The organism is Bacillus sp. PDNC022 (assembly GCF_016919285.1).
GTDB classification, from domain to species: Bacteria; Bacillota; Bacilli; order Bacillales; family Bacillaceae; genus Bacillus; species Bacillus safensis.
This window is the reverse complement of sequence record NZ_CP070345.1, coordinates 653306-671068: the sequence shown is the minus strand read 5'-3', so window position 1 is coordinate 671068 and position 17763 is coordinate 653306. Positions and strand designations below refer to the sequence as shown.

The 17763-nt window shown below is 40.5% G+C and carries 18 protein-coding genes and 1 riboswitch; of the genes, 2 read left to right on the top strand and 16 right to left on the bottom strand.

Annotation, left to right across the window (positions count from 1 at the left end; genetic code table 11):
* Positions 1 to 82: 82 nt before the first annotated feature.
* The 12 genes from ypeB to JVX94_RS03540 all read right to left on the bottom strand — a co-directional run bounded on the left by ypeB (position 83) and on the right by JVX94_RS03540 (position 11939).
* Complete coding sequence (gene ypeB, locus JVX94_RS03595; RefSeq protein WP_144470985.1) at positions 83 to 1432, bottom strand: germination protein YpeB; 1350 nt, start codon at positions 1430 to 1432, stop codon at positions 83 to 85.
* A 16-nt stretch (positions 1433 to 1448) separates the two neighbouring features.
* A complete protein-coding gene (sleB, locus tag JVX94_RS03590; RefSeq protein ID WP_205184560.1) occupies positions 1449 to 2360 on the bottom strand; it encodes a spore cortex-lytic enzyme in 912 nt (303 codons plus the stop codon).
* Between the two features lie 133 nt (positions 2361 to 2493).
* A complete protein-coding gene (gene prsW, locus JVX94_RS03585; RefSeq protein ID WP_073206127.1) occupies positions 2494 to 3150 on the bottom strand; it encodes a glutamic-type intramembrane protease PrsW in 657 nt (218 codons plus the stop codon).
* A 154-nt stretch (positions 3151 to 3304) separates the two neighbouring features.
* Positions 3305 to 4276, bottom strand: coding sequence for a YpdA family putative bacillithiol disulfide reductase (locus JVX94_RS03580; RefSeq protein ID WP_144470987.1), 972 nt, complete (start codon positions 4274 to 4276; stop codon positions 3305 to 3307).
* Positions 4277 to 4400: 124 nt separating this feature from the next.
* On the bottom strand, positions 4401 to 5675 hold the full coding sequence (locus JVX94_RS03575) for a Glu/Leu/Phe/Val family dehydrogenase (protein ID WP_007500982.1): 1275 nt from the start codon (positions 5673 to 5675) through the stop codon (positions 4401 to 4403).
* Positions 5676 to 5871: 196 nt separating this feature from the next.
* Positions 5872 to 6450 (bottom strand): genetic competence negative regulator, encoded by a 579-nt coding sequence (locus JVX94_RS03570; protein WP_024428080.1) that lies wholly within the window; start codon positions 6448 to 6450, stop codon positions 5872 to 5874.
* 165 nt (positions 6451 to 6615) lie between these two features.
* The gene (locus tag JVX94_RS03565; RefSeq protein ID WP_095408903.1) at positions 6616 to 7404 is read right to left on the bottom strand and encodes a metallophosphoesterase; all 789 of its coding nucleotides are present in this window, start codon (positions 7402 to 7404) and stop codon (positions 6616 to 6618) included.
* A gap of 87 nt (positions 7405 to 7491) precedes the next feature.
* Complete coding sequence (locus JVX94_RS03560; RefSeq protein ID WP_025093048.1) at positions 7492 to 7947, bottom strand: DUF2663 family protein; 456 nt, start codon at positions 7945 to 7947, stop codon at positions 7492 to 7494.
* Between the two features lie 64 nt (positions 7948 to 8011).
* Complete coding sequence (locus tag JVX94_RS03555; RefSeq protein WP_205184558.1) at positions 8012 to 8803, bottom strand: LysM peptidoglycan-binding domain-containing protein; 792 nt, start codon at positions 8801 to 8803, stop codon at positions 8012 to 8014.
* Positions 8748 to 9389 carry a CPBP family intramembrane glutamic endopeptidase gene (locus tag JVX94_RS03550; RefSeq protein ID WP_205184555.1) on the bottom strand — a complete coding sequence of 214 codons (642 nt, stop codon included), beginning with the start codon at positions 9387 to 9389 and terminating at the stop codon, positions 8748 to 8750. Before JVX94_RS03550 ends, JVX94_RS03555 begins: the two co-directional genes overlap by 56 nt.
* Entirely contained in the window at positions 9386 to 10894 is a 1509-nt protein-coding gene (locus JVX94_RS03545) for a RecQ family ATP-dependent DNA helicase (protein ID WP_205184553.1), read from the bottom strand. Before JVX94_RS03545 ends, JVX94_RS03550 begins: the two co-directional genes overlap by 4 nt.
* Positions 10887 to 11939 carry a YpbB family protein gene (locus JVX94_RS03540; RefSeq protein ID WP_205185502.1) on the bottom strand — a complete coding sequence of 351 codons (1053 nt, stop codon included), beginning with the start codon at positions 11937 to 11939 and terminating at the stop codon, positions 10887 to 10889. The genes JVX94_RS03545 and JVX94_RS03540 overlap by 8 nt, the downstream gene beginning before the upstream one ends.
* A gap of 267 nt (positions 11940 to 12206) precedes the next feature.
* On the opposite strand from JVX94_RS03540, the gene JVX94_RS03535 reads away from it, so the two are divergent.
* The gene (locus tag JVX94_RS03535) at positions 12207 to 12455 is read left to right on the top strand and encodes a ferredoxin (protein WP_003215700.1); all 249 of its coding nucleotides are present in this window, start codon (positions 12207 to 12209) and stop codon (positions 12453 to 12455) included.
* A gap of 34 nt (positions 12456 to 12489) precedes the next feature.
* On the opposite strand, the gene JVX94_RS03530 is transcribed toward JVX94_RS03535, so the two are convergent.
* Positions 12490 to 13071, bottom strand: a complete 582-nt coding sequence (locus JVX94_RS03530; RefSeq protein WP_080967836.1) for a riboflavin transporter FmnP — start codon at positions 13069 to 13071, stop codon at positions 12490 to 12492.
* A 144-nt stretch (positions 13072 to 13215) separates the two neighbouring features.
* Positions 13216 to 13346: riboswitch (FMN riboswitch) on the bottom strand.
* 287 nt (positions 13347 to 13633) lie between these two features.
* Between JVX94_RS03530 and serA the strand changes: the two genes are divergently transcribed.
* On the top strand, positions 13634 to 15208 hold the full coding sequence (gene serA / locus JVX94_RS03525; RefSeq protein ID WP_024422834.1) for a phosphoglycerate dehydrogenase: 1575 nt from the start codon (positions 13634 to 13636) through the stop codon (positions 15206 to 15208).
* 34 nt (positions 15209 to 15242) lie between these two features.
* Here the strand turns inward: serA and JVX94_RS03520 are convergent, their stop codons facing one another.
* The 3 genes from JVX94_RS03520 to sigX form a co-directional block, all read right to left on the bottom strand.
* Positions 15243 to 15890, bottom strand: a complete 648-nt coding sequence (locus tag JVX94_RS03520; protein WP_144470999.1) for a M23 family metallopeptidase — start codon at positions 15888 to 15890, stop codon at positions 15243 to 15245.
* A gap of 105 nt (positions 15891 to 15995) precedes the next feature.
* The gene (locus tag JVX94_RS03515) at positions 15996 to 17105 is read right to left on the bottom strand and encodes a sigma X negative regulator (protein ID WP_144471001.1); all 1110 of its coding nucleotides are present in this window, start codon (positions 17103 to 17105) and stop codon (positions 15996 to 15998) included.
* On the bottom strand, positions 17017 to 17625 hold the full coding sequence (gene sigX / locus JVX94_RS03510; protein WP_024422837.1) for an RNA polymerase sigma factor SigX: 609 nt from the start codon (positions 17623 to 17625) through the stop codon (positions 17017 to 17019). The genes JVX94_RS03515 and sigX overlap by 89 nt, the downstream gene beginning before the upstream one ends.
* Positions 17626 to 17763 lie beyond the last annotated feature (138 nt).

The window sequence follows — 17763 nt, the reverse complement described above, 5'->3', positions numbered from 1 at the left end:
TGTGAAATCGTATCCTCTCCTATATTAAACCATGTCTAAAACAAAAGGAAAAGACTTATTAGCCTTTTCCTTGCTTCCTTTTCTACAGGTCTTTATATATAGGTTCTGCGTTCTTTAGTTTATCTACCCGTTCTTCTTTTCCAGTATCTGCATTAATGAACATGCGGTACGTATCGTTTTTTATCGTTCCAAGGAACTCATAGCATAGAACTTCCTCTGACATATCATTTTGCACAATCGCTAAATGAGTATCTTCGATCTTTACATGCTGATTCAATGTTTTCTTCGCTTCTTTTTGTGAGATTTTAGGCGCTTTGATGTCTCGTGTTTTATGATTCATCAAGTAGTCTTTCGCTGAAAACCCAACAACCTCGCCATCATCCAATGCGACTTTCATGCGTATACTATCTGGATAAAGCAGGACATTTTTTTGAAGAGGCACATAGGTAAATACGCCGATATTATCAAATTGTGCACTTTCATCTAAATGGAACGATTCTGTGTTAAACCCTTGCTTTTTTAAGAAGCTGAGTGCTTTTTCTGATGCATCATTTAAACTGATTTTCTGTTTTTTCACGTCACGATTCTGAAGGAGGTAGACTGGGTGTCCTCCTTTTTCAGTCAAGTCTAAGTAAAAGTTTGCATGACTGTCTGGATCAGACATCGATAAGCTGTAAACGTCACGATTGGTTTTGCTGCCGCTTTTTCTCACTTTAAAATGCTGGTTGTGGTCGGGTGTGAATTGCTGTGCAATGCGGATCGCTTCTTTTTTTGAAATCTTATCGCCTTTTAAATGATTGTAGCCTTGTGTTTCTTTTTCTGTCGACACATTTGTAGGCCCAAGATCAACATCTGCAAATGCATCTGCATTTCTCTCGACTGTTTTCAACCCGTCAATGATGGTGTTGTCGTTCTTTCGATCACCGTCAGCGAGCGCCATCTCAACATCCATCCATTTTAAGTTTTTATTAAGAACGAGGTGCTGCACTTGTCTAAGTTCGTTTTGGATATCTGACGCTTGATCATATAGTGCTGTAATGGTTTTGTGTGTATCTTTATTTAATGGTTCATCTGATAAAGATTTGACTGATGATTTGTAGCTGAAGTCTCCGACATTCGCCAGGAATTCTTCCGTTTTATTAAACGGCATCAATGTAAGCGGGAGTTGACTGACATTGTTATGCGCTTCCGATGACATTCTCCATACATCTGCAAGTGCTGGTGAGATCGATGTTTGACTGTTCATCGCAAGTGTTGCACCCAGTTTGTCATGCAGCTGATCCACCTGATACGTTAAATCGTGGAAAGCTCTTTGGTAGTTATTCTCAGCATGAAGCAGTACGGCGTCTTTTTCTTGATGTTCTTTATAGCCCCAGTAACCTGTTGAGATGACAGCAATTCCTAAAATAGCAATCAATATTCCTCTGATCATTTATTTACACCTCTTTTTATTCGCAGAATATATGTTTCCCGATTCGTTTAATTTGTGGTCTTCCCCAAATCCATGGACTTGTTGCTGTATCAGGATTAAAGTAATAGATCGCACTCTCAGACGGGTCCCAGCCATTGATTGCATCAAACACAGCCTTTTTGGCCGTTTCATCTGGCGACATATAAAATTGACCATCTGCTACAGCAGTAAACGCAAGCGGTTCAAAAATGACCCCTGCAATCGTATTTGGAAAGGTCGGATTGTTCAAACGGTTTAAGATGACGGCAGCGATGGCCACCTGTCCTTCATACGGCTCACCTCTTGCTTCACTGTAAACAGCTTGCGACAAGAGCTGAATGTCATTACTAGAAAAACCACCAGGCATGTTGGCTGCTGTTTGTTTCGGTGTTTGATTCCCCTGCTGGCCGCCTGACTGATTGCCAGACTTCCCAGATGATCCACTTTGACTTTTTTGATTTTCTTTTGTACCTTGAGCTGTCTTTTTTTGCGAGCTTCTTTGCGCAGGAGCCTTTGTTTGCTGATCAAGAGGCTTTCCGCCATAATGGGTAAACTGGTTCCCTTGCTGCAGCTGCTTTTGCACAAACTCTTTGTAGTATTTCGTCTTTTGAACTAATAAGTTTTTTGTTTTCTGACCTACAAGTCCATCGACCTTCTTCATGCCAAATTGGTTTTGAAAGTTGCGAACGGCCCAATACGTCCCCCAGCCATAGACGCCATCGATTTTGCCATTGTAAAAACCATTGTATTGGAGCCGCGCTTGCAGCTCGACTACATCTTCTCCTGTTGCCCCGCGCTGGATGACTTGGCTGGTGAAAGCTTCACTTTTACTCGCTGTCAAAAGTGAAGACGCAAGAAGAACGATTGAGAAGATAAGAACGATTTGTTTCATGAAACGAGCTTTATCCATATTTGATCCTCCTGTACTTTTGATGTTTGAATATATGTTTCTTCCGATCCCTATTTTTATACATTCAACACAGGAGAGAATTGGATGGAAAAGACAAAAAAACGCCCTATAAACAAAAAGGACGTTTTCCAAATTAAATTTGCACCATTTTTACCGCACGGGCTTTTTTTGCTTTCCTTAAACCAAACCACCATAAAAAAATCATAAACGGCACCATGATATATCCCCAGTTTTTCATCCCTAATAGAATGAAATCATACAGGCCGTGAAACAGCACAGGGAGCGTTAAAGAAAGGAACAGCCATTTGCGCTGCTCTTTTTTATCAGAGAAACGGGCTTTTCCGATATAAAAACCCATCACAACACCAAATAATGCGTGACTTGATACAGGTAGTAAAGCACGGGTAAATGCATATTCGACCCCATGACCGACTAAATAAAGAATATTTTCAAGTGTTGCAAAACCAAGTGAGACACTCGTTCCATACACAATCCCGTCATAGTGTTCGTCAAACTGGGCATGCGCATAAACGCTGACCATTAAAATGAACCATTTTAACGATTCCTCTAAAAAGCCCGACGTCACAAATGAAATTAAGATAGGGTTTGTTGCGATATTTTCCTCTTGAAGGACATATTGAATAAACATGGTTGGAAACACAAGTATGACACCTAGCATAAAAGATCTGATGACCATGTGAACCGGCTCATTGTCGTACTGATCTTTTAAATAAAAATAACTTAAAAGTGCGATGCCGGGAGCTAAACCTGCTGAGATGATTGCGATCATAACCAGACCTCTTTCCCTACATTATCCTTCATTATCGTACCATGATTTACCCTTTTTTTATATGACTCGGGCCCATTTTTCTAAAAATATCTTTCTATATAATCCCAATTTATATAAAAAGAACCGAACCCCTTTGAAGGATTCAGTTCATTTTTTATCCGTTGATTCTTTTGTTGATTTCTTCTGCAATGAGTCCGCCATGAAATCTTCCATTTTCGATAAAAATTTCATTGGCATTATTTCCAGCTGCAATGACTCCTGCAATGAAAATGCCTTCAACATTCGTTTCCATCGTCTGTTCATCAAATGCTGGGCGGCCTGATTCTTGGTCAATCGTGACACCCATTTTTTCTAAGAAAGAATGATCTGGATGATAGCCAGTCATGGCAAATACATAGTCACTTTTCACTCGATCCGTTTGATCTTGCTGATTTGTAAAAATCACATCTTTTTCTGTGATTTCTTTCACCTGCGCGCCAAACTCCATTCGAATTGTTCCATTACGGACAAGCGCTTCAAACTCTGGTAAAATCCAAGGTTTGATGCTGGATGAATATTCAGTTCCTCTATACAGCACAGTGACTCTGCTTCCACATTTCACAAGTTCTAGCGCAGCATCCACACTGGAGTTTTTCCCGCCGATCACCGTCACATCTTTATCAAAATATGGATGTCCTTCTTTAAAATAGTGATACACGTGAGGAAGGTCTTCTCCTTTGACGTTCATATAGTTTGGATGATCATAGTAGCCAGTCGCAATGACGACGTAATCACATGAATAGTTGTCTTTTGATGTACTCACCGTAAAACGGCCATCTTGTTTTGTCACGGCGTTTACTTTTTCAAAAGCATGCACACGCAGGTTTTTTCGTCTGACGACCTCTCGGTAATAGGAAAGTGCCTGAATACGAACGGGCTTACGGTTTTCAGTAATAAAAGCGACATCACCGATTTCAAGCTTTTCACTTGTACTAAAAAAGGTTTGATGTGTTGGGTAATGATAAATACTGTTCACGACATTCCCCTTTTCAATCACAAGTGCATCAATCCCAATTTGCTTGAATGCGATGGCAGCTGATAACCCGCATGGGCCGCCTCCTATTATGATCGCTTTTTCTTGTTTCATTTGTTCCACTCCTGTCAATTCACTGCAATAACAATTGCTGGGCTGTTTGATTCTTTGTTCCATTCCATAAAAAAATCTCCTATTTAAGGATAGGAGATTTTAAGGCGCGATGCAAATAAGCCGCTTAAATCCAGCCTCTGAATCGAGAAGCTTCAGCCATTTTACGTACACCGACCATATATGCAGCAAGACGCATATCGATTCGGCGGTTTTGCGCCATTTCATAAATATTATTAAATGATTTCACCATCATATCTTCTAAACGAGTTTCAACTTCTTCTTCAGTCCAGTAGAACCCTTGGTTATTCTGAACCCATTCAAAGTAAGAAACAGTTACACCACCCGCACTCGCAAGTACGTCTGGAACAAGCAGTACACCACGATCTGAAAGAATTTTGGTTCCTTCCAGTGTCGTTGGACCATTTGCTGCTTCTACGACAATTTTGGCTTTAATGTTTGCCGCATTATCTTCTGTGATTTGGTTTTCAATGGCTGCAGGTACTAAGATATCACAATCCAGCTCAAGCAGCTCTTGGTTTGTAATTGTATCGTTAAATAGTTTAGTGACGGTTCCAAAGCTGTCACGTCGGTCAAGCAAGTAGTCAATGTCTAGACCATCTTCATCGTATAATCCGCCGTATGCATCTGAAATCCCTACGATTTTTGCTCCAGCATCATACATGAATTTAGCTAAGTAGCTTCCTGCATTTCCGAATCCCTGTACGACAACACGAGCTCCGTTAATGTCAATTCCTTTTTTCTTCGCCGCTTCTTTGATGCAGATCGTCACACCTTTTGCTGTTGCAGTATCACGTCCGTGTGATCCCCCAAGAACAATTGGTTTTCCTGTAATAAATCCTGGCGAGTTAAATTCATCAATTCTAGAATATTCATCCATCATCCATGCCATAATTTGAGAGTTCGTAAACACGTCTGGTGCTGGAACATCTTTTGTTGGTCCAACGATTTGACTGATGGCGCGAACATAGCCGCGGCTTAATTTTTCAAGCTCTCTGAATGACATTTCTCTTGGATCACAGATAATACCGCCTTTTCCTCCGCCATAAGGAAGATCCACAATTCCACATTTTAAACTCATCCAAATTGAAAGCGCTTTTACTTCTTTTTCCGTAACGTTCGGGTGGAAACGAATTCCGCCTTTTGTTGGACCGACAGCATCATTGTGCTGTGCGCGGTAACCAGTGAAAATTTTCACCGATCCATCATCCATACGTACTGGAATTTTGACCGTTAATAGACGAATTGGCTCCTTCAGCAATTCATACACTTCCTGCGGATACCCTAATTTGTCTAGCGCTTTATGTATGACGGTTTGAGTTGACTTTAAAACATCTAGCTTATCTTCTGCGTTATGAGCGGCGTTTTGATCGGCTGCCATTAAAATAAACCCCCTAGAAATCTTTCATGATCTACTGCTCCCTTTCAAGCAATAGTATACACCTTCGTACTGGTAAAGCAAAGGTAAAAAGCGTTTTTTATCAAAATAAAATATCAGCGTTTATAAATATAAAAAAGGATATAAAAAAATACTGTTGTTTCATCACAACAGTATTAAATATAATAGATAAAAGTGATTAAAAATACATTTGAATCGTTTTCACAGCATCTTCTTGCATGATCACTTTTCCATATTCTTTTAGCCGGTGAATGGTGAGTGTCGTAGGTGAACCAAACTCTGCTAAAATCGAAATGACTGTATCAGCAGATAATTCTCCAACATCATCCAGGCTGAGATAATATTGACCTTCATAATGGTAAACTGTACCCCCTAAAAGTCCAATACGACTTAAACTATGGGACAGTTGAATCACATCTTCAAACGAGGCAAATTGATAGAGCACGTGCTTGCTCTCGTCGAGCTTGACTTGCATCTCAATGTAATCTTCATCAAACTCATCATCAGCATCTTCCTGCTGACTCTTTGTGACAATGACGACCATCCCCTGCGCCTGAAGAGAAAATACTTCAACAGCAATCGGTCCATTCGCTTCAAAACCGAGCTCCTGATTCGCCTCGTTCATCATGTCTTTAAACAGCTGATGGACTTTGAACGAATCTTTCCAAAGGTCTTCTTTCGTAAGACCTCGGTCTGTCAGGTCATCTAGTGTGAGAAAAATTTTGATTTTATTATAATTCAGACGCTCCAGTCGCATAACGTTCCCTCCTGCCTCTTCTAAACACACATCATACTGTAGTATATGAGATGATGAGTCATAGGTTCTTAATTTTGTATTCAGTTTACACTGTGTCAAGACGGAAGACAAGCATGAAGCTATGCTTACGGTGACTTTTATGGAAAATATTGAGGGTGCCGCAAGTTAACGCGTTTTTAGAGGCATTAAATAGATCAGATGCGTTTCTGGTTCTGCTCCTAGACGCATTGGAATCTTTGTGGTCCCGTAGCCATTACTAATGAGAAAGAACGCACCTTTTACCTGGCCTGTTCTTCCTTTTTCATACGGACCAAATTTCCCAATCCGGATCTGTCCCCCATGCGTATGACCGCTCAGGACAAGATCGATTCCCTCTTCTTCACTCATCAAATGATGCACATCTGGATTGTGTGATAAGAGAATATTGACATCATCTTTCACAAACTCAGGCCGTATCGCTTCATAATCTGCTTTTTCAAGCCGAATATCATCAATTCCCCCGATTTTAATTCGCTGGCCTTCGAAATTCCATACAGCCGTTTCATTTTGCAAAGTCGTGACATCATATGCATGAAGAATCTCTTTAAACTTTTGCTGGTGCAGCTCATGATCATTATTTCCCCAAACAAAATAAACCGGCGCAATTCTTGATAAACGTTTCACATTTTCTTCAATCCTTGCATAGGGTACACCTTTTTCTGCTAAATCTCCGCCAATCATAATCACATCTGGCTCTTCCTGTCTGATTTCTGCTAATAAAGTGTCACTGATGAGACGTCTGTGTGTATCAGAAATAAAGAAAATGACAGCAGGCCGGTCTGATTGAAGTGCTTCTATTGTAAAGTAATGCTTTTTGATGTTGTTTTGTTTTGCCGTTTTCACCATTTTTGCCGTTACACACACACCTGTTGTAACAGCCGCAATGGCGGCAGTAAATCCGATGGCATATTTCATCACAAATGGCTCCCTTACATATCTTTCTTTCATAAGACGCTTGAATGAAAAAAGACGTTTCAACTGTTAAACGTCTTTTTTTCTCATTTATTTACTTTCATAATAGAGATTAATGTCATATTGCTTCTGCATATAGTGAAAAACCGTCTCGCGCTCTTTCCACTGATTTGACTGCGGCCATAAATCTGTGCTTTTTTGTATAATTTCACATCGAAGCCGATGATATTCATCCTCAGCCTTTTCTTCTTTTTTCTTATAGTAATAAGATGCGTAAAAAGCAAAGACCTCAGCCATGATCCAAAACAGAAAAACTTCATGACCAAGCAGTGTTGCAATCATGGCTTCTGGCTGAAGCGAGCCGCCTCCTGCATTTGCCGTGATCACAAAATAAAACAAAAGAATGGCCAGCGATAGAAGGGCTGTCCATTGCCATCTTTTGCACTGCTTGGCAAAACCCTCATATTTATGCTTTCTTTTGATCAATGTTTCCATCATTTTCTGTGTCGGCTGATCCATATATCGGCTGATTGCGTGCAATGTCATCACATACACCCTGTCCCTTTTTTCTACATATGTATGTGCGTACTTCTTCAATCATGTCAGGTGATTAGTTTTCTAGTGGAATATTCAGCACTTGACCACTGTACACGCTGTTACCTTTCAAATGATTATAGGCTCTAATTTTCTCTTCACCCGAACGGTTTTTGTAATACTTCATTGAAATTCGATACAGGTTTTCCTCTGGACCAACAGTGTGCTGCACGACACGAACTGGCTTTTCTTCCTGCTGCTTTTTCTCTTCGGCTTCTTTTCGTTTTTTCTCCTCCTGCTGCTTTTGCAGGGCTAGCTGCTGCTGTTCACGCTTTTTGGCAGCTTCGGCTCTCGCGCGTTCTTTTTCTTTTGCTGCTTGTTCACGCTCTTCTTTCTCTTTAGCAGCTTTTTCTTTTTTCTTCTGTTCAGCTTTTTCTTTCAATCGCTGTTTTTCTTTTTCTTCATCTTTCTTTTGCTTCTCATCATCAGACGCATCCGCTTTATCAGCATTAGAATCATTTTTCGTTTCGACAAGTGCTGACGGGACTGGGTCTGTGTCAGCACTTGATGTAGAATCAATATTATATACATCTTGATTATTATTATGGTTGATTTCCTTTGACGTGTAGTAGATCAAAAGGAAGAACACCGTGACGACGATAATAGGAAAGATAATAGCCAGTGTTGTAAACAATGGATTGCGTACCTTTTTCGTGCGCTGCTTTTTATATTCATGAAAATCTTCTCGTGTAGGAAAGTGAGAGTCATCTGAAGGCTGTACTTCTTCTTCAAAAATTTTCTCTGCATCATCGTCATGGATGTTTGTCAGCTGCTCCTTCTTTCTCTTCATTCTCGACATTTCTTCCATGTTCATCCCTCCCCCTATATTTCAAACGAATTTGACAAGCAAAGACTAAGTCAATGACAAAATGGGTCATGACAGGAACAAATAAATTCCCCGTCCACTCGTATAAAAGTCCTAAAAAAATACTAATAGAAACCACAAGGATAAACAAGAGTATTTTTGATAAGTAGCGAAAGTGAAGGAGCGCAAACACAATACTGGCAATTTCCAATCCAAATTGCTGCTGGACGATCCCTCGGAATAGAATTTCCTCTGAAAAGGCGATGAGCAGTGTTAACCAAACAATATGCGGGATGCTGCGGTTTTTGAACATTTTTTCATTTAATCCGCCATCATCATACATATGAGCAGGAAACACCTTCATGACAATCGCATCCACAATGATCACAAGCACAGCGCCGCCAATTCCATAAGTTAGTATCCGCGCATCTTGAATCTTCCAAAGGGATGTGAAATCTGTCCAATGACCGAACATAAATATACCTAGTAAAAAAGAAATGACCAGCATCAGCAGCTGCGTGAAATACAGCTGTTCTACCACTTGTCGATCGGTTAATTTTTCGATGATTCGGCGATGTTGTTCAATCAATGCTGCGCCTCTTTTGTCAAATAAAACATACGATGCAGCACGGTCTTCCAGTGTGTCATTTCATTCAGCTCCAATGGTTGATCTTTTTTTTCATAATCAGACAGGTCAAGTCCGCAAGAAGAGCAGCAGCTGCCAGAGGATGCACTCTCCGTTTGATCAAGCTGTTCGTAAAAGTATGATAACAGAGATTGTCTAAAGCAGCTATGATCTGTGATCCGCTCCTTAAATTGCCACACTTTTCTCAGTTTTTCAGTTTGTCTGTCCTGCAATTTCTCTTTCAGTTTCATCAGGAGCACACGAGGCTCGTCAGACTGATACATCCTGTAATAATGGATCAGCATTCTTGCACGTGTCTCCTGAAGCCCTGATTCCATCAATTGTTCACGTAATTTCTTTTCATCATTTGTCTGCATTTGTGTCAGCCTGGCTAAGAAGTAATCAATTTCTGGATCATCAAAGCCTTCTGCTTGTATTAAATGCTGTTGAATATCTGCATCCTCTTCTGTATATAAAAGAATGCTCACACTATTTTCCCCGTCCCGCCCTGCTCTTCCAATTTCCTGCATAAATGCTTCAATTGACTGCGGCGGGCTCATATGAATAACAAATCGTATATCTGCTTTATCAATTCCCATTCCAAAAGCACTTGTACAACAAATGAGATCAAGCTGTCCGCTGATAAATTGCTGCTGAATAAGCATGCGGTCTCCTGCATCCATCCCGCCATGGTAATACTCTACACGCTGATGGGTTTTTTGTTTCATAAAAAGCGCCATATCTTCTGTCATTTGCCGGGTTGGGCAATAAATCAGGCCGGGGCCTTGCAGGAATTCAACCAGCTCAATAGCCCGTTTCTCTTTTGCTTCTTTCGTTTCGTGCGCTTCTTTGACCAATGCGATGTTTGGCCGGTTGACAGAATGAATATGAAAGTCTGGATGCTGCAATCTTAACGTTTGCACGGTATCTTTAAGTGTTTGTTTCGTTGCAGTTGCCGTCAGCGCTAAAGCGACAGGTTGACCTAACGCTTCTCTCCATTCTCCCAGCTTGGAATATTCCGGACGGAAATCATGCCCCCACTCAGATATACAATGGGCTTCATCGACGACGAACAGACCAATATGCATTGATTTGAGCTGTTCTAGCAGCACCTCTGACATTAATGCCTCAGGGGCGACGAATAAAAATTTATATGATGGCAAATGCCGAATGATATGTCGTCTCTCCTGAAAAGACAATGTGCTGTTCAGTGCCGCCACTCGTTTTTCTCCACGCATTTTCATTCGTTCGACTTGGTCCTCCATAAGCGATAACAGCGGCGAAATAATGAGAACTAATCCATCTGTCATATAGCCGGGAATTTGATAGCAGATGGATTTCCCGCCGCCAGTGGGTAGCATGGCAACCGTATCTTTTTGATTCAGTACACTTTGAATAATGTCCTCTTGACCTGCTTTAAATGAGTCGTAACCAAAATATCGCATGAGCGTCTGATGAAGCTTATCCATTTGCTTTCACCATCCTTGTCAGAGCCAATCTTATTTGAAAATAAGTAAATGGATGTTCGAGTTTTTCTTTAATCAGCTTCATTTTATTTGTTTGAAGCTCCCTGGCTACTGCATGAATGGCCTGCTGCTCTTCTTCGCTCACATACGCCTCTATTGAGAAGCTCGGTTCATGTATGGACAACTCGACAATATGGTCTTCGATCGTTGCCTTTTTTAATGAACGAATGTGAGCAATCTGATCAATGTCAAAGCCTTTTTGCACAAGCTCGAGCGTTTTATGGGTAGAGGTTGTTAGCACACGTTTGAATTCAAGGTCACCTACGAGCTGCTGCATGACCTGCGCCTCACCTTTTTGGGCAGCATGAATAAAATAATGGAGGACATTCCAAAAAAGCAGGTACACATACCACACATCTTCTTTTAGCCACTCTGCCATTTGCTGATACGTACGCCCAATTCTTTCATTTGACGTCAATGAATAAACAAAAATCAGCGCCTCTTGATCACTTATATGGGTAAGGAGCTTGTCTAGTTCATGATGCAGCTCTTCTGAAAGCTTATTCTTCTCGTGATGCTGTTTTAAGAAGGACTTCGTCCAGCTTTGTACAGATACATCTCTTTGTATTGGGACATATTGATGTGATCCAGCCAGATGGTGAGAAAGCACTTGTACAAGTAACGAGAGCCTCATCCATAGCACCTTTGCTTTAGCATGATATTTGGCACCATGAAAATAAGCGGGCATCGGTTTTTCTGAAAAATACTGGTTTAGCATATGCTGTCCTGCATCTGTAACAGTGAATGTCTCCCCTGTTTTTTTGATGTAGTGCTTTTCGTCAAGCTTTATAACAGAGCGATTCAGCTGATCCCTCGTAAACCCCGGGTAACAGCCGAAGTACTTTGAAAGCTGAAACAAACTGGCGTCCTGTATAGTTTGTGATGATTTTTTTCCTTTAAAAAGATGGTAGACAGCACTTATGGAGCGTTCGCCGTTCAATTTATGTACGCTGTCCATTAACATGACATCCAAGTAATGAAGAGTCATTCGCCAAAGCACCTGTCTTCCTGACAAAATTCGAATATTTTCTCCCTTTATTTTAACAGATTTCATAGAAGAAGAAATGTTTAAACTCAATTTGTGGGGGAAAGTTATGAACAAACCCTTATGTGATAAGCATTCTCAATCACTTTACAGTTGAAATGTGAAATTAAAATCATTACAATAAGGTTTGAGGAAATTGTTTTTTATCGGTGAAACTAAAAAGGTTAGACCATTTGTTCCATCGAACAATCTGGGAGGTATTTTTTTAACATGGCAAAATATACAATTGTAGACAAAGACACATGTATTGCTTGCGGCGCATGCGGTGCAGCTGCTCCAGACATTTATGATTATGATGATGAAGGCATTGCATTTGTTACGCTTGATGACAACCAAGGGACTGTAGAAGTTCCAGAAGTACTTGAAGAAGATATGCTTGATGCATTTGAAGGATGTCCAACGGATTCAATCAAAGTTGCGGACGAATCTTTTGAGGGTGACCCGCTTAAGCATGAATAGTATAAAAGCCCCTTATGCAGGGGCTTTTTTTATATTAACTATTTTGAAGTCGGCGTTTATTTTCAAACCATGGACGCATTTTCACAAAAATGAGGCTAAACACGATGGTAATGATGATGCCTTTTATAAAGTTAAATGGTAAGATCCCTGCTGTAATGGTCGTCTTGAGCGCATGATCGGATAGTTCCGGCGCGTTTAAGAACCATGTGTAAGCTGGCAGGAATAAGAAATAATTTAAAATACTCATCATCACAGTCATAAGCAATGTACCCACGATCATAGACCATGCCATCCCTTTTGCTGATTTGATTTTTTTGAACATAAAGGCGACTGGTAAGATAAATAGTGTGCCTGCAATGAAGTTTGCGACTTGCCCAACTGGAACGCCGGACATACTGCCTTGAATGAGGTAATGCAGTACATTTTTTAATGCCTCAACAGCAATCCCTGCACCCGGTCCATAAATTAAAATGGCAATAATCGCCGGGATATCACTGAAATCAATTTTCAAATACGCTGGAAGACCCGGGAAAGGAAAATCCAATAAAATTAATACAAACGAAATACTGCTGAGCATACTGGTAACGACTAAACGCTTTACTTTACTTTGATTCAATATTCTCTCTCCTTTTCGATCAAATCTTTCGAAAAGAGGATTGTTCCATTTTAGCCACAAAAAAACCGCCCATAAAAATAGGAGCGGGGAAATTGGGCTAGACAAATAAACGTGTGAACATGAATGTTTTCAACGTTTACGAACCTCCATCTTCTCCCATCCAGACTATACTGTCGGCTTCGGAATCACACCGAATCCTGCCAAAAAGGCTCGCGGGCTTAGAGACTATGCTCATCACCGCCGGTAGGGAATTACACCCTGCCCCGAAGATTGATCATTATTCAATTCGACATCATTATATATGATATATGAGCATTTGTACAGATAAAAATCCTGAGCAAATTCATCAGTTTTAATAAATCGTAAAAAACACAAAAATTCTAATGACAAATGCGCAAAAATTGGTTATCTTTTGTTTAAAGGTGTTCATTCTTTATAAAGACACAAAGAAATGTTCGTGTTTCCTTTTTCACTTTACTGCTTTAATTTGATTGACACAGTGAAAAGGAATATGGTAAATTATCAGATATTTATGACGTTTATTTTAGGAGGAAATCTAACGATGTTTCGAGTATTAGTCTCAGATAAGATGAGCAATGATGGTCTTCTACCACTTTTAGAATCAGATTTTGTTGAAATTGTCCAAAAAAATGTAGCAGAAGCAGAAGATGAATTACACACGTTTGATGCCTTACTTGTCAGAAGTGCCACAAAAGTAACGAAAGAGCTTTATGAAAAAATGACTTCATTAAAAATTGTCGGCCGTGCCGGTGTGGGAGTAGACAATATTGACATTGATGAAGCGACAAAACACGGTGTCATTGTGATCAATGCACCAAACGGTAATACGATCTCAACAGCTGAGCATACGTTCGCCATGATTTCATCACTTATGCGTCATATTCCGCAAGCCAATATTTCTGTCAAATCAAAAGAATGGAACAGAGGCGCATATGTTGGTGCTGAGCTTTACGGAAAATCTCTAGGGATTGTCGGCTTAGGAAGAATCGGAAGTGAGATCGCCCAGCGTGCAAGAGCCTTTGGCATGACAGTTAACGTGTTTGACCCATTTCTCACAAAGGAACGTGCAGAAAAAATTGGTGTCAATGCGAAATCACTTGATGAAGTACTCGAAGTATCAGATATCATTACTGTACATACGCCATTAACAAAAGAAACACGAGGACTTCTCAATAAAGAAACGATTGCAAAAACGAAAAAAGGTGTTCGCCTTGTAAACTGCGCACGCGGCGGTATTATTGACGAAGCTGACCTTCTTGAAGCTCTTGAAAGCGGTCATGTTGCAGGAGCTGCACTTGATGTATTCGAGGTAGAACCTCCAACTGATAATCCGCTAGTGGATCATCCACACGTCATTGCAACTCCGCATCTTGGTGCCTCTACAAAAGAAGCACAATTAAATGTGGCAGCGCAAGTATCTGAAGAAGTCCTTCAATTTGCAAAAGGTCTTCCTGTCATGTCATCTATTAATCTACCAGCGATGACAAAAGACGAGTTCAAAAAGATCCAGCCTTATCATCAGTTTGCAGGAAAACTTGGACGTCTTGTCTCTCAATCAATGAGAGAACCTGTAAAAGAAGTAGGCATTTCTTATGAAGGCTCTATTTCAAAACTCGAAACATCCTTTATCACCAAAAGTCTCCTCTCAGGCTTTTTAAAAGAGCGTGTTGATTCGACTGTGAATGAAGTAAATGCTGGAATGGTGGCAAAAGAACGCGGCATTAGCTTTAGTGAGAAAATTTCTTCCAGCGAATCTGGTTACGAAAACAGTATTTCTATTGAAGTCAAAGGTGATCTTTCAACCTTTACTCTAAAAGCGACTTACATTCCGCATCTAGGGGAACGCGTTGTTTCTATTAATGGATTTAATATTGATTTTTATCCAGATGGACACCTAGTCTATATCCAGCATACAGATGCACCTGGTGTGATTGGAAAGGTTGGACAGATTTTAGGCGACCATGATGTCAACATTGCAACAATGCAGGTAGGACGTAAAGAAAAAGGCGGCGAAGCCATTATGATGCTTTCTTTCGACAAGCATCTTGAGGACGAAATTGTGAAAAAATTAACTGAAGTGCAGGATATTCTATCTGTCCGCCTGATTGATCTATAAAAAACAGTAATAAACCTCATGCTTTGCATGAGGTTTATTTAGTTGAAACCATTAAACGGTCTCCTGTTCGAATGAGATGAGTCGTCAGCTCATTGATCTTTTTCAATTGTTCCACAGTCATTTCGTGCGCCTTTGCTATCGACCACAGGGTATCCCCTTTTTGAATGACATATGTATTTTTTTCATGTCCATTTACATGAAGAGCCGGCTCTTTGAAACGTTCCACTGCAATCATTTTGAGCGGATCTATCGCATCCTCTTTGCTGACTGACCAATTTCCACGATGTACCTCAAAATGTAAATGAGTGCCTCTAGAAGCTCCTGTGTTGCCAATGATGCCAATCGGCTCTCCCGCTTGTACTTGGTCACCCTTTTTCACAAAACGCTCGTGTAAATGAGCATAGACGGTTTCGTATCCATTTGGATGCTGAATAAATACAACTTCTCCATATGTAGCAGATACATACGAACGCGCGACCACACCTTTACTTGCAGCAAAAATGGATTCTCCTTCTGGCGCAGCTATATCTAATCCCTTATGCGAGCCGCCTCTTGTCCCAAACAAGTCAGTGACTTCTCCTTTCACTGGTTCCACCCATTCGTTTGTCTTCTGCGCATGGGCAAATGGCGCTAAGATCAAGAACAAAAAACAGCTGGCACCTATGAAACAATACCTTTTCATCAGTGACTCCCCTTCTTTGAGGTTCTTTTCATGACAGCTTAGTATACAGCAAGAAGGCCGTTTTCTATACATAAAAAAAAGAACGCAATGACTTGCTTGCGTCCTTTAACGATCTTTGATGACAACAGGATTCGGCAGAGCCGGCACCTCTATTGGTTCGTTCATTTCATATGGTCCTACTTGATCTGTTCCTGCATATTGAATGGTGACATCTGTAAAACCAAAATCTTTCGCTGTAAGCAGCAGACCTTCAATGAGTAGAGTATGATCAATTGAGTCCGTTAATTGTGCTGATGCTCCAAACGTGATGGTCACATGCTTACCTTTTGATGTCACTTCTTTAATTGGTTCTTCTTCTTTAATTAATGGTTCAAGCCCAGAATCACTCGTGCGTTTCATGGCCTCTACCGCATCTTCATAAGAAGAATAATGCGTTTTTGAGGGCACCAAAAAAGTCCCGCTCTTATTTTCTAACACGTAATAAGCTTTCTTCGTTTGTTTATCAATTGATATCGTGCCAATACTGCTAGCCCCTAATTGAAGATGAGAACCTTTGTCTGATTTGACTTCCACTTGTTTATACCTGCTCCATTTGAGCGTTTCTTTTACCATATCTTTAAATCGATTGGCTTCCTTTATCGTATCAAGGGACAAATCATTTTTTAACTGAAAAACAAGTGTATTCCCCTTTTCACGAAGGTCCACCATCTCAAGATAAGATCGAAGAGGCTTTGTCATTTCAGGCAGCTGCACCTGTTCATATGTGCTCATCATTTCCTGCAAATGGTCCTGTTCATTTTCTTTTTCAATACTAATGGGAACCACTTGAGATGTTGATTCATCTATGTATGCAACCGTCATATACTTTTGCTTATCTTCATGAGAAACAACATGCGCGGTACCATTTGTCTGTTTCACAGGCTCTACTGTGGCATTCACCTGTCCTTTGTCAGCACTTGAGTCCATTTTCATCTGTTGATGATGTTCTTGAGCAGCCGGCTGAAATAAATGAGGAGAAATTAAAAACGCCATAAATAAAACCACAACGGTTGCCACCGCTGGACCGATCCATTTGACACTTTTCTTTTTCTTCCCGCTTGCCATCAGCATCTGCTGGTATATCTGCTTAGATGAACGGTTGTCCTCCACCTTTGGAAGCTGACTTAGTAACACCTTGATTCGTTCTTCGCTCCAATCGGACCTGTTCGTTTTCATTCACTAGCTCCTCCTTCAAAAGCTCCATATGTTTTCGGAGCACTTTCAGGCCTCGGTGCTGCGTTGTTTTGACTTTGCTTTCCGAGAACTTTAGCGCCTTTGCCGTCTCCATGATTGAGTAGCCCTGGATAAACCTTAAAATGATGACAGCTCTTTGATCAATCGTACAGTGATCAAGTGCGGCATAAATTTCTTTTGTATTTTCATCCTGTACAGCCAGTTCGTCTGGGAGCAAGTCTGGGTCTTTTACATCCTGCTTATCCCAATCAAACGTGCCAAGCACCCGTTGTCTAATGGTTTGCTGTTTGCGAAACCAGTCAATCGCTACATGCCTTGCAATTGAAAACAGCCATGTTTTCTCGCTGCTTCTTCCTTCAAAAGTTTTATATGAGTGAAGTACCCGAATGTAAACCTCCTGCACGAGATCCTCTGCCTGATTTTTATCTTTAACCATATAAAATAAAAACTGGTACAAATCTTGATGGTACGAATCATATATTTTTTGAAAGGTTTCATGCATAGGAAACCCCTCCGTTCACTTATTTTTGTCGAGTGACACTTACAAAACGTTACATTACAACTTTATGACAAATATATTACAAGTTCGACAGTTTGGAAAGGGCTTTTTGTTTAACTTATCCTTAAAAATTTGAAAATA

Coding starts and splice junctions, on each gene's coding strand:
- sleB (WP_205184560.1), bottom strand. CDS start 2,360: ATGGATAAAGCTCGTTTCATGAAACAAATCGTTCTTATCTTCTCAATC.
- JVX94_RS03515 (WP_144471001.1), bottom strand. CDS start 17,105: ATGAAAACGAACAGGTCCGATTGGAGCGAAGAACGAATCAAGGTGTTA.
- ypeB (WP_144470985.1), bottom strand. CDS start 1,432: ATGATCAGAGGAATATTGATTGCTATTTTAGGAATTGCTGTCATCTCA.
- JVX94_RS03540 (WP_205185502.1), bottom strand. CDS start 11,939: ATGACTCTTCATTACTTGGATGTCATGTTAATGGACAGCGTACATAAA.
- sigX (WP_024422837.1), bottom strand. CDS start 17,625: ATGCATGAAACCTTTCAAAAAATATATGATTCGTACCATCAAGATTTG.
- JVX94_RS03520 (WP_144470999.1), bottom strand. CDS start 15,890: ATGAAAAGGTATTGTTTCATAGGTGCCAGCTGTTTTTTGTTCTTGATC.
- JVX94_RS03570 (WP_024428080.1), bottom strand. CDS start 6,450: ATGCGACTGGAGCGTCTGAATTATAATAAAATCAAAATTTTTCTCACA.
- JVX94_RS03560 (WP_025093048.1), bottom strand. CDS start 7,947: ATGACATTGCACGCAATCAGCCGATATATGGATCAGCCGACACAGAAA.
- JVX94_RS03545 (WP_205184553.1), bottom strand. CDS start 10,894: ATGGATAAGCTTCATCAGACGCTCATGCGATATTTTGGTTACGACTCA.
- serA (WP_024422834.1), top strand. CDS start 13,634: ATGTTTCGAGTATTAGTCTCAGATAAGATGAGCAATGATGGTCTTCTA.
- JVX94_RS03580 (WP_144470987.1), bottom strand. CDS start 4,276: ATGAAACAAGAAAAAGCGATCATAATAGGAGGCGGCCCATGCGGGTTA.
- prsW (WP_073206127.1), bottom strand. CDS start 3,150: ATGATCGCAATCATCTCAGCAGGTTTAGCTCCCGGCATCGCACTTTTA.
- JVX94_RS03575 (WP_007500982.1), bottom strand. CDS start 5,675: ATGGCAGCCGATCAAAACGCCGCTCATAACGCAGAAGATAAGCTAGAT.
- JVX94_RS03565 (WP_095408903.1), bottom strand. CDS start 7,404: ATGAAATATGCCATCGGATTTACTGCCGCCATTGCGGCTGTTACAACA.
- JVX94_RS03535 (WP_003215700.1), top strand. CDS start 12,207: ATGGCAAAATATACAATTGTAGACAAAGACACATGTATTGCTTGCGGC.
- JVX94_RS03555 (WP_205184558.1), bottom strand. CDS start 8,803: ATGGAAGAAATGTCGAGAATGAAGAGAAAGAAGGAGCAGCTGACAAAC.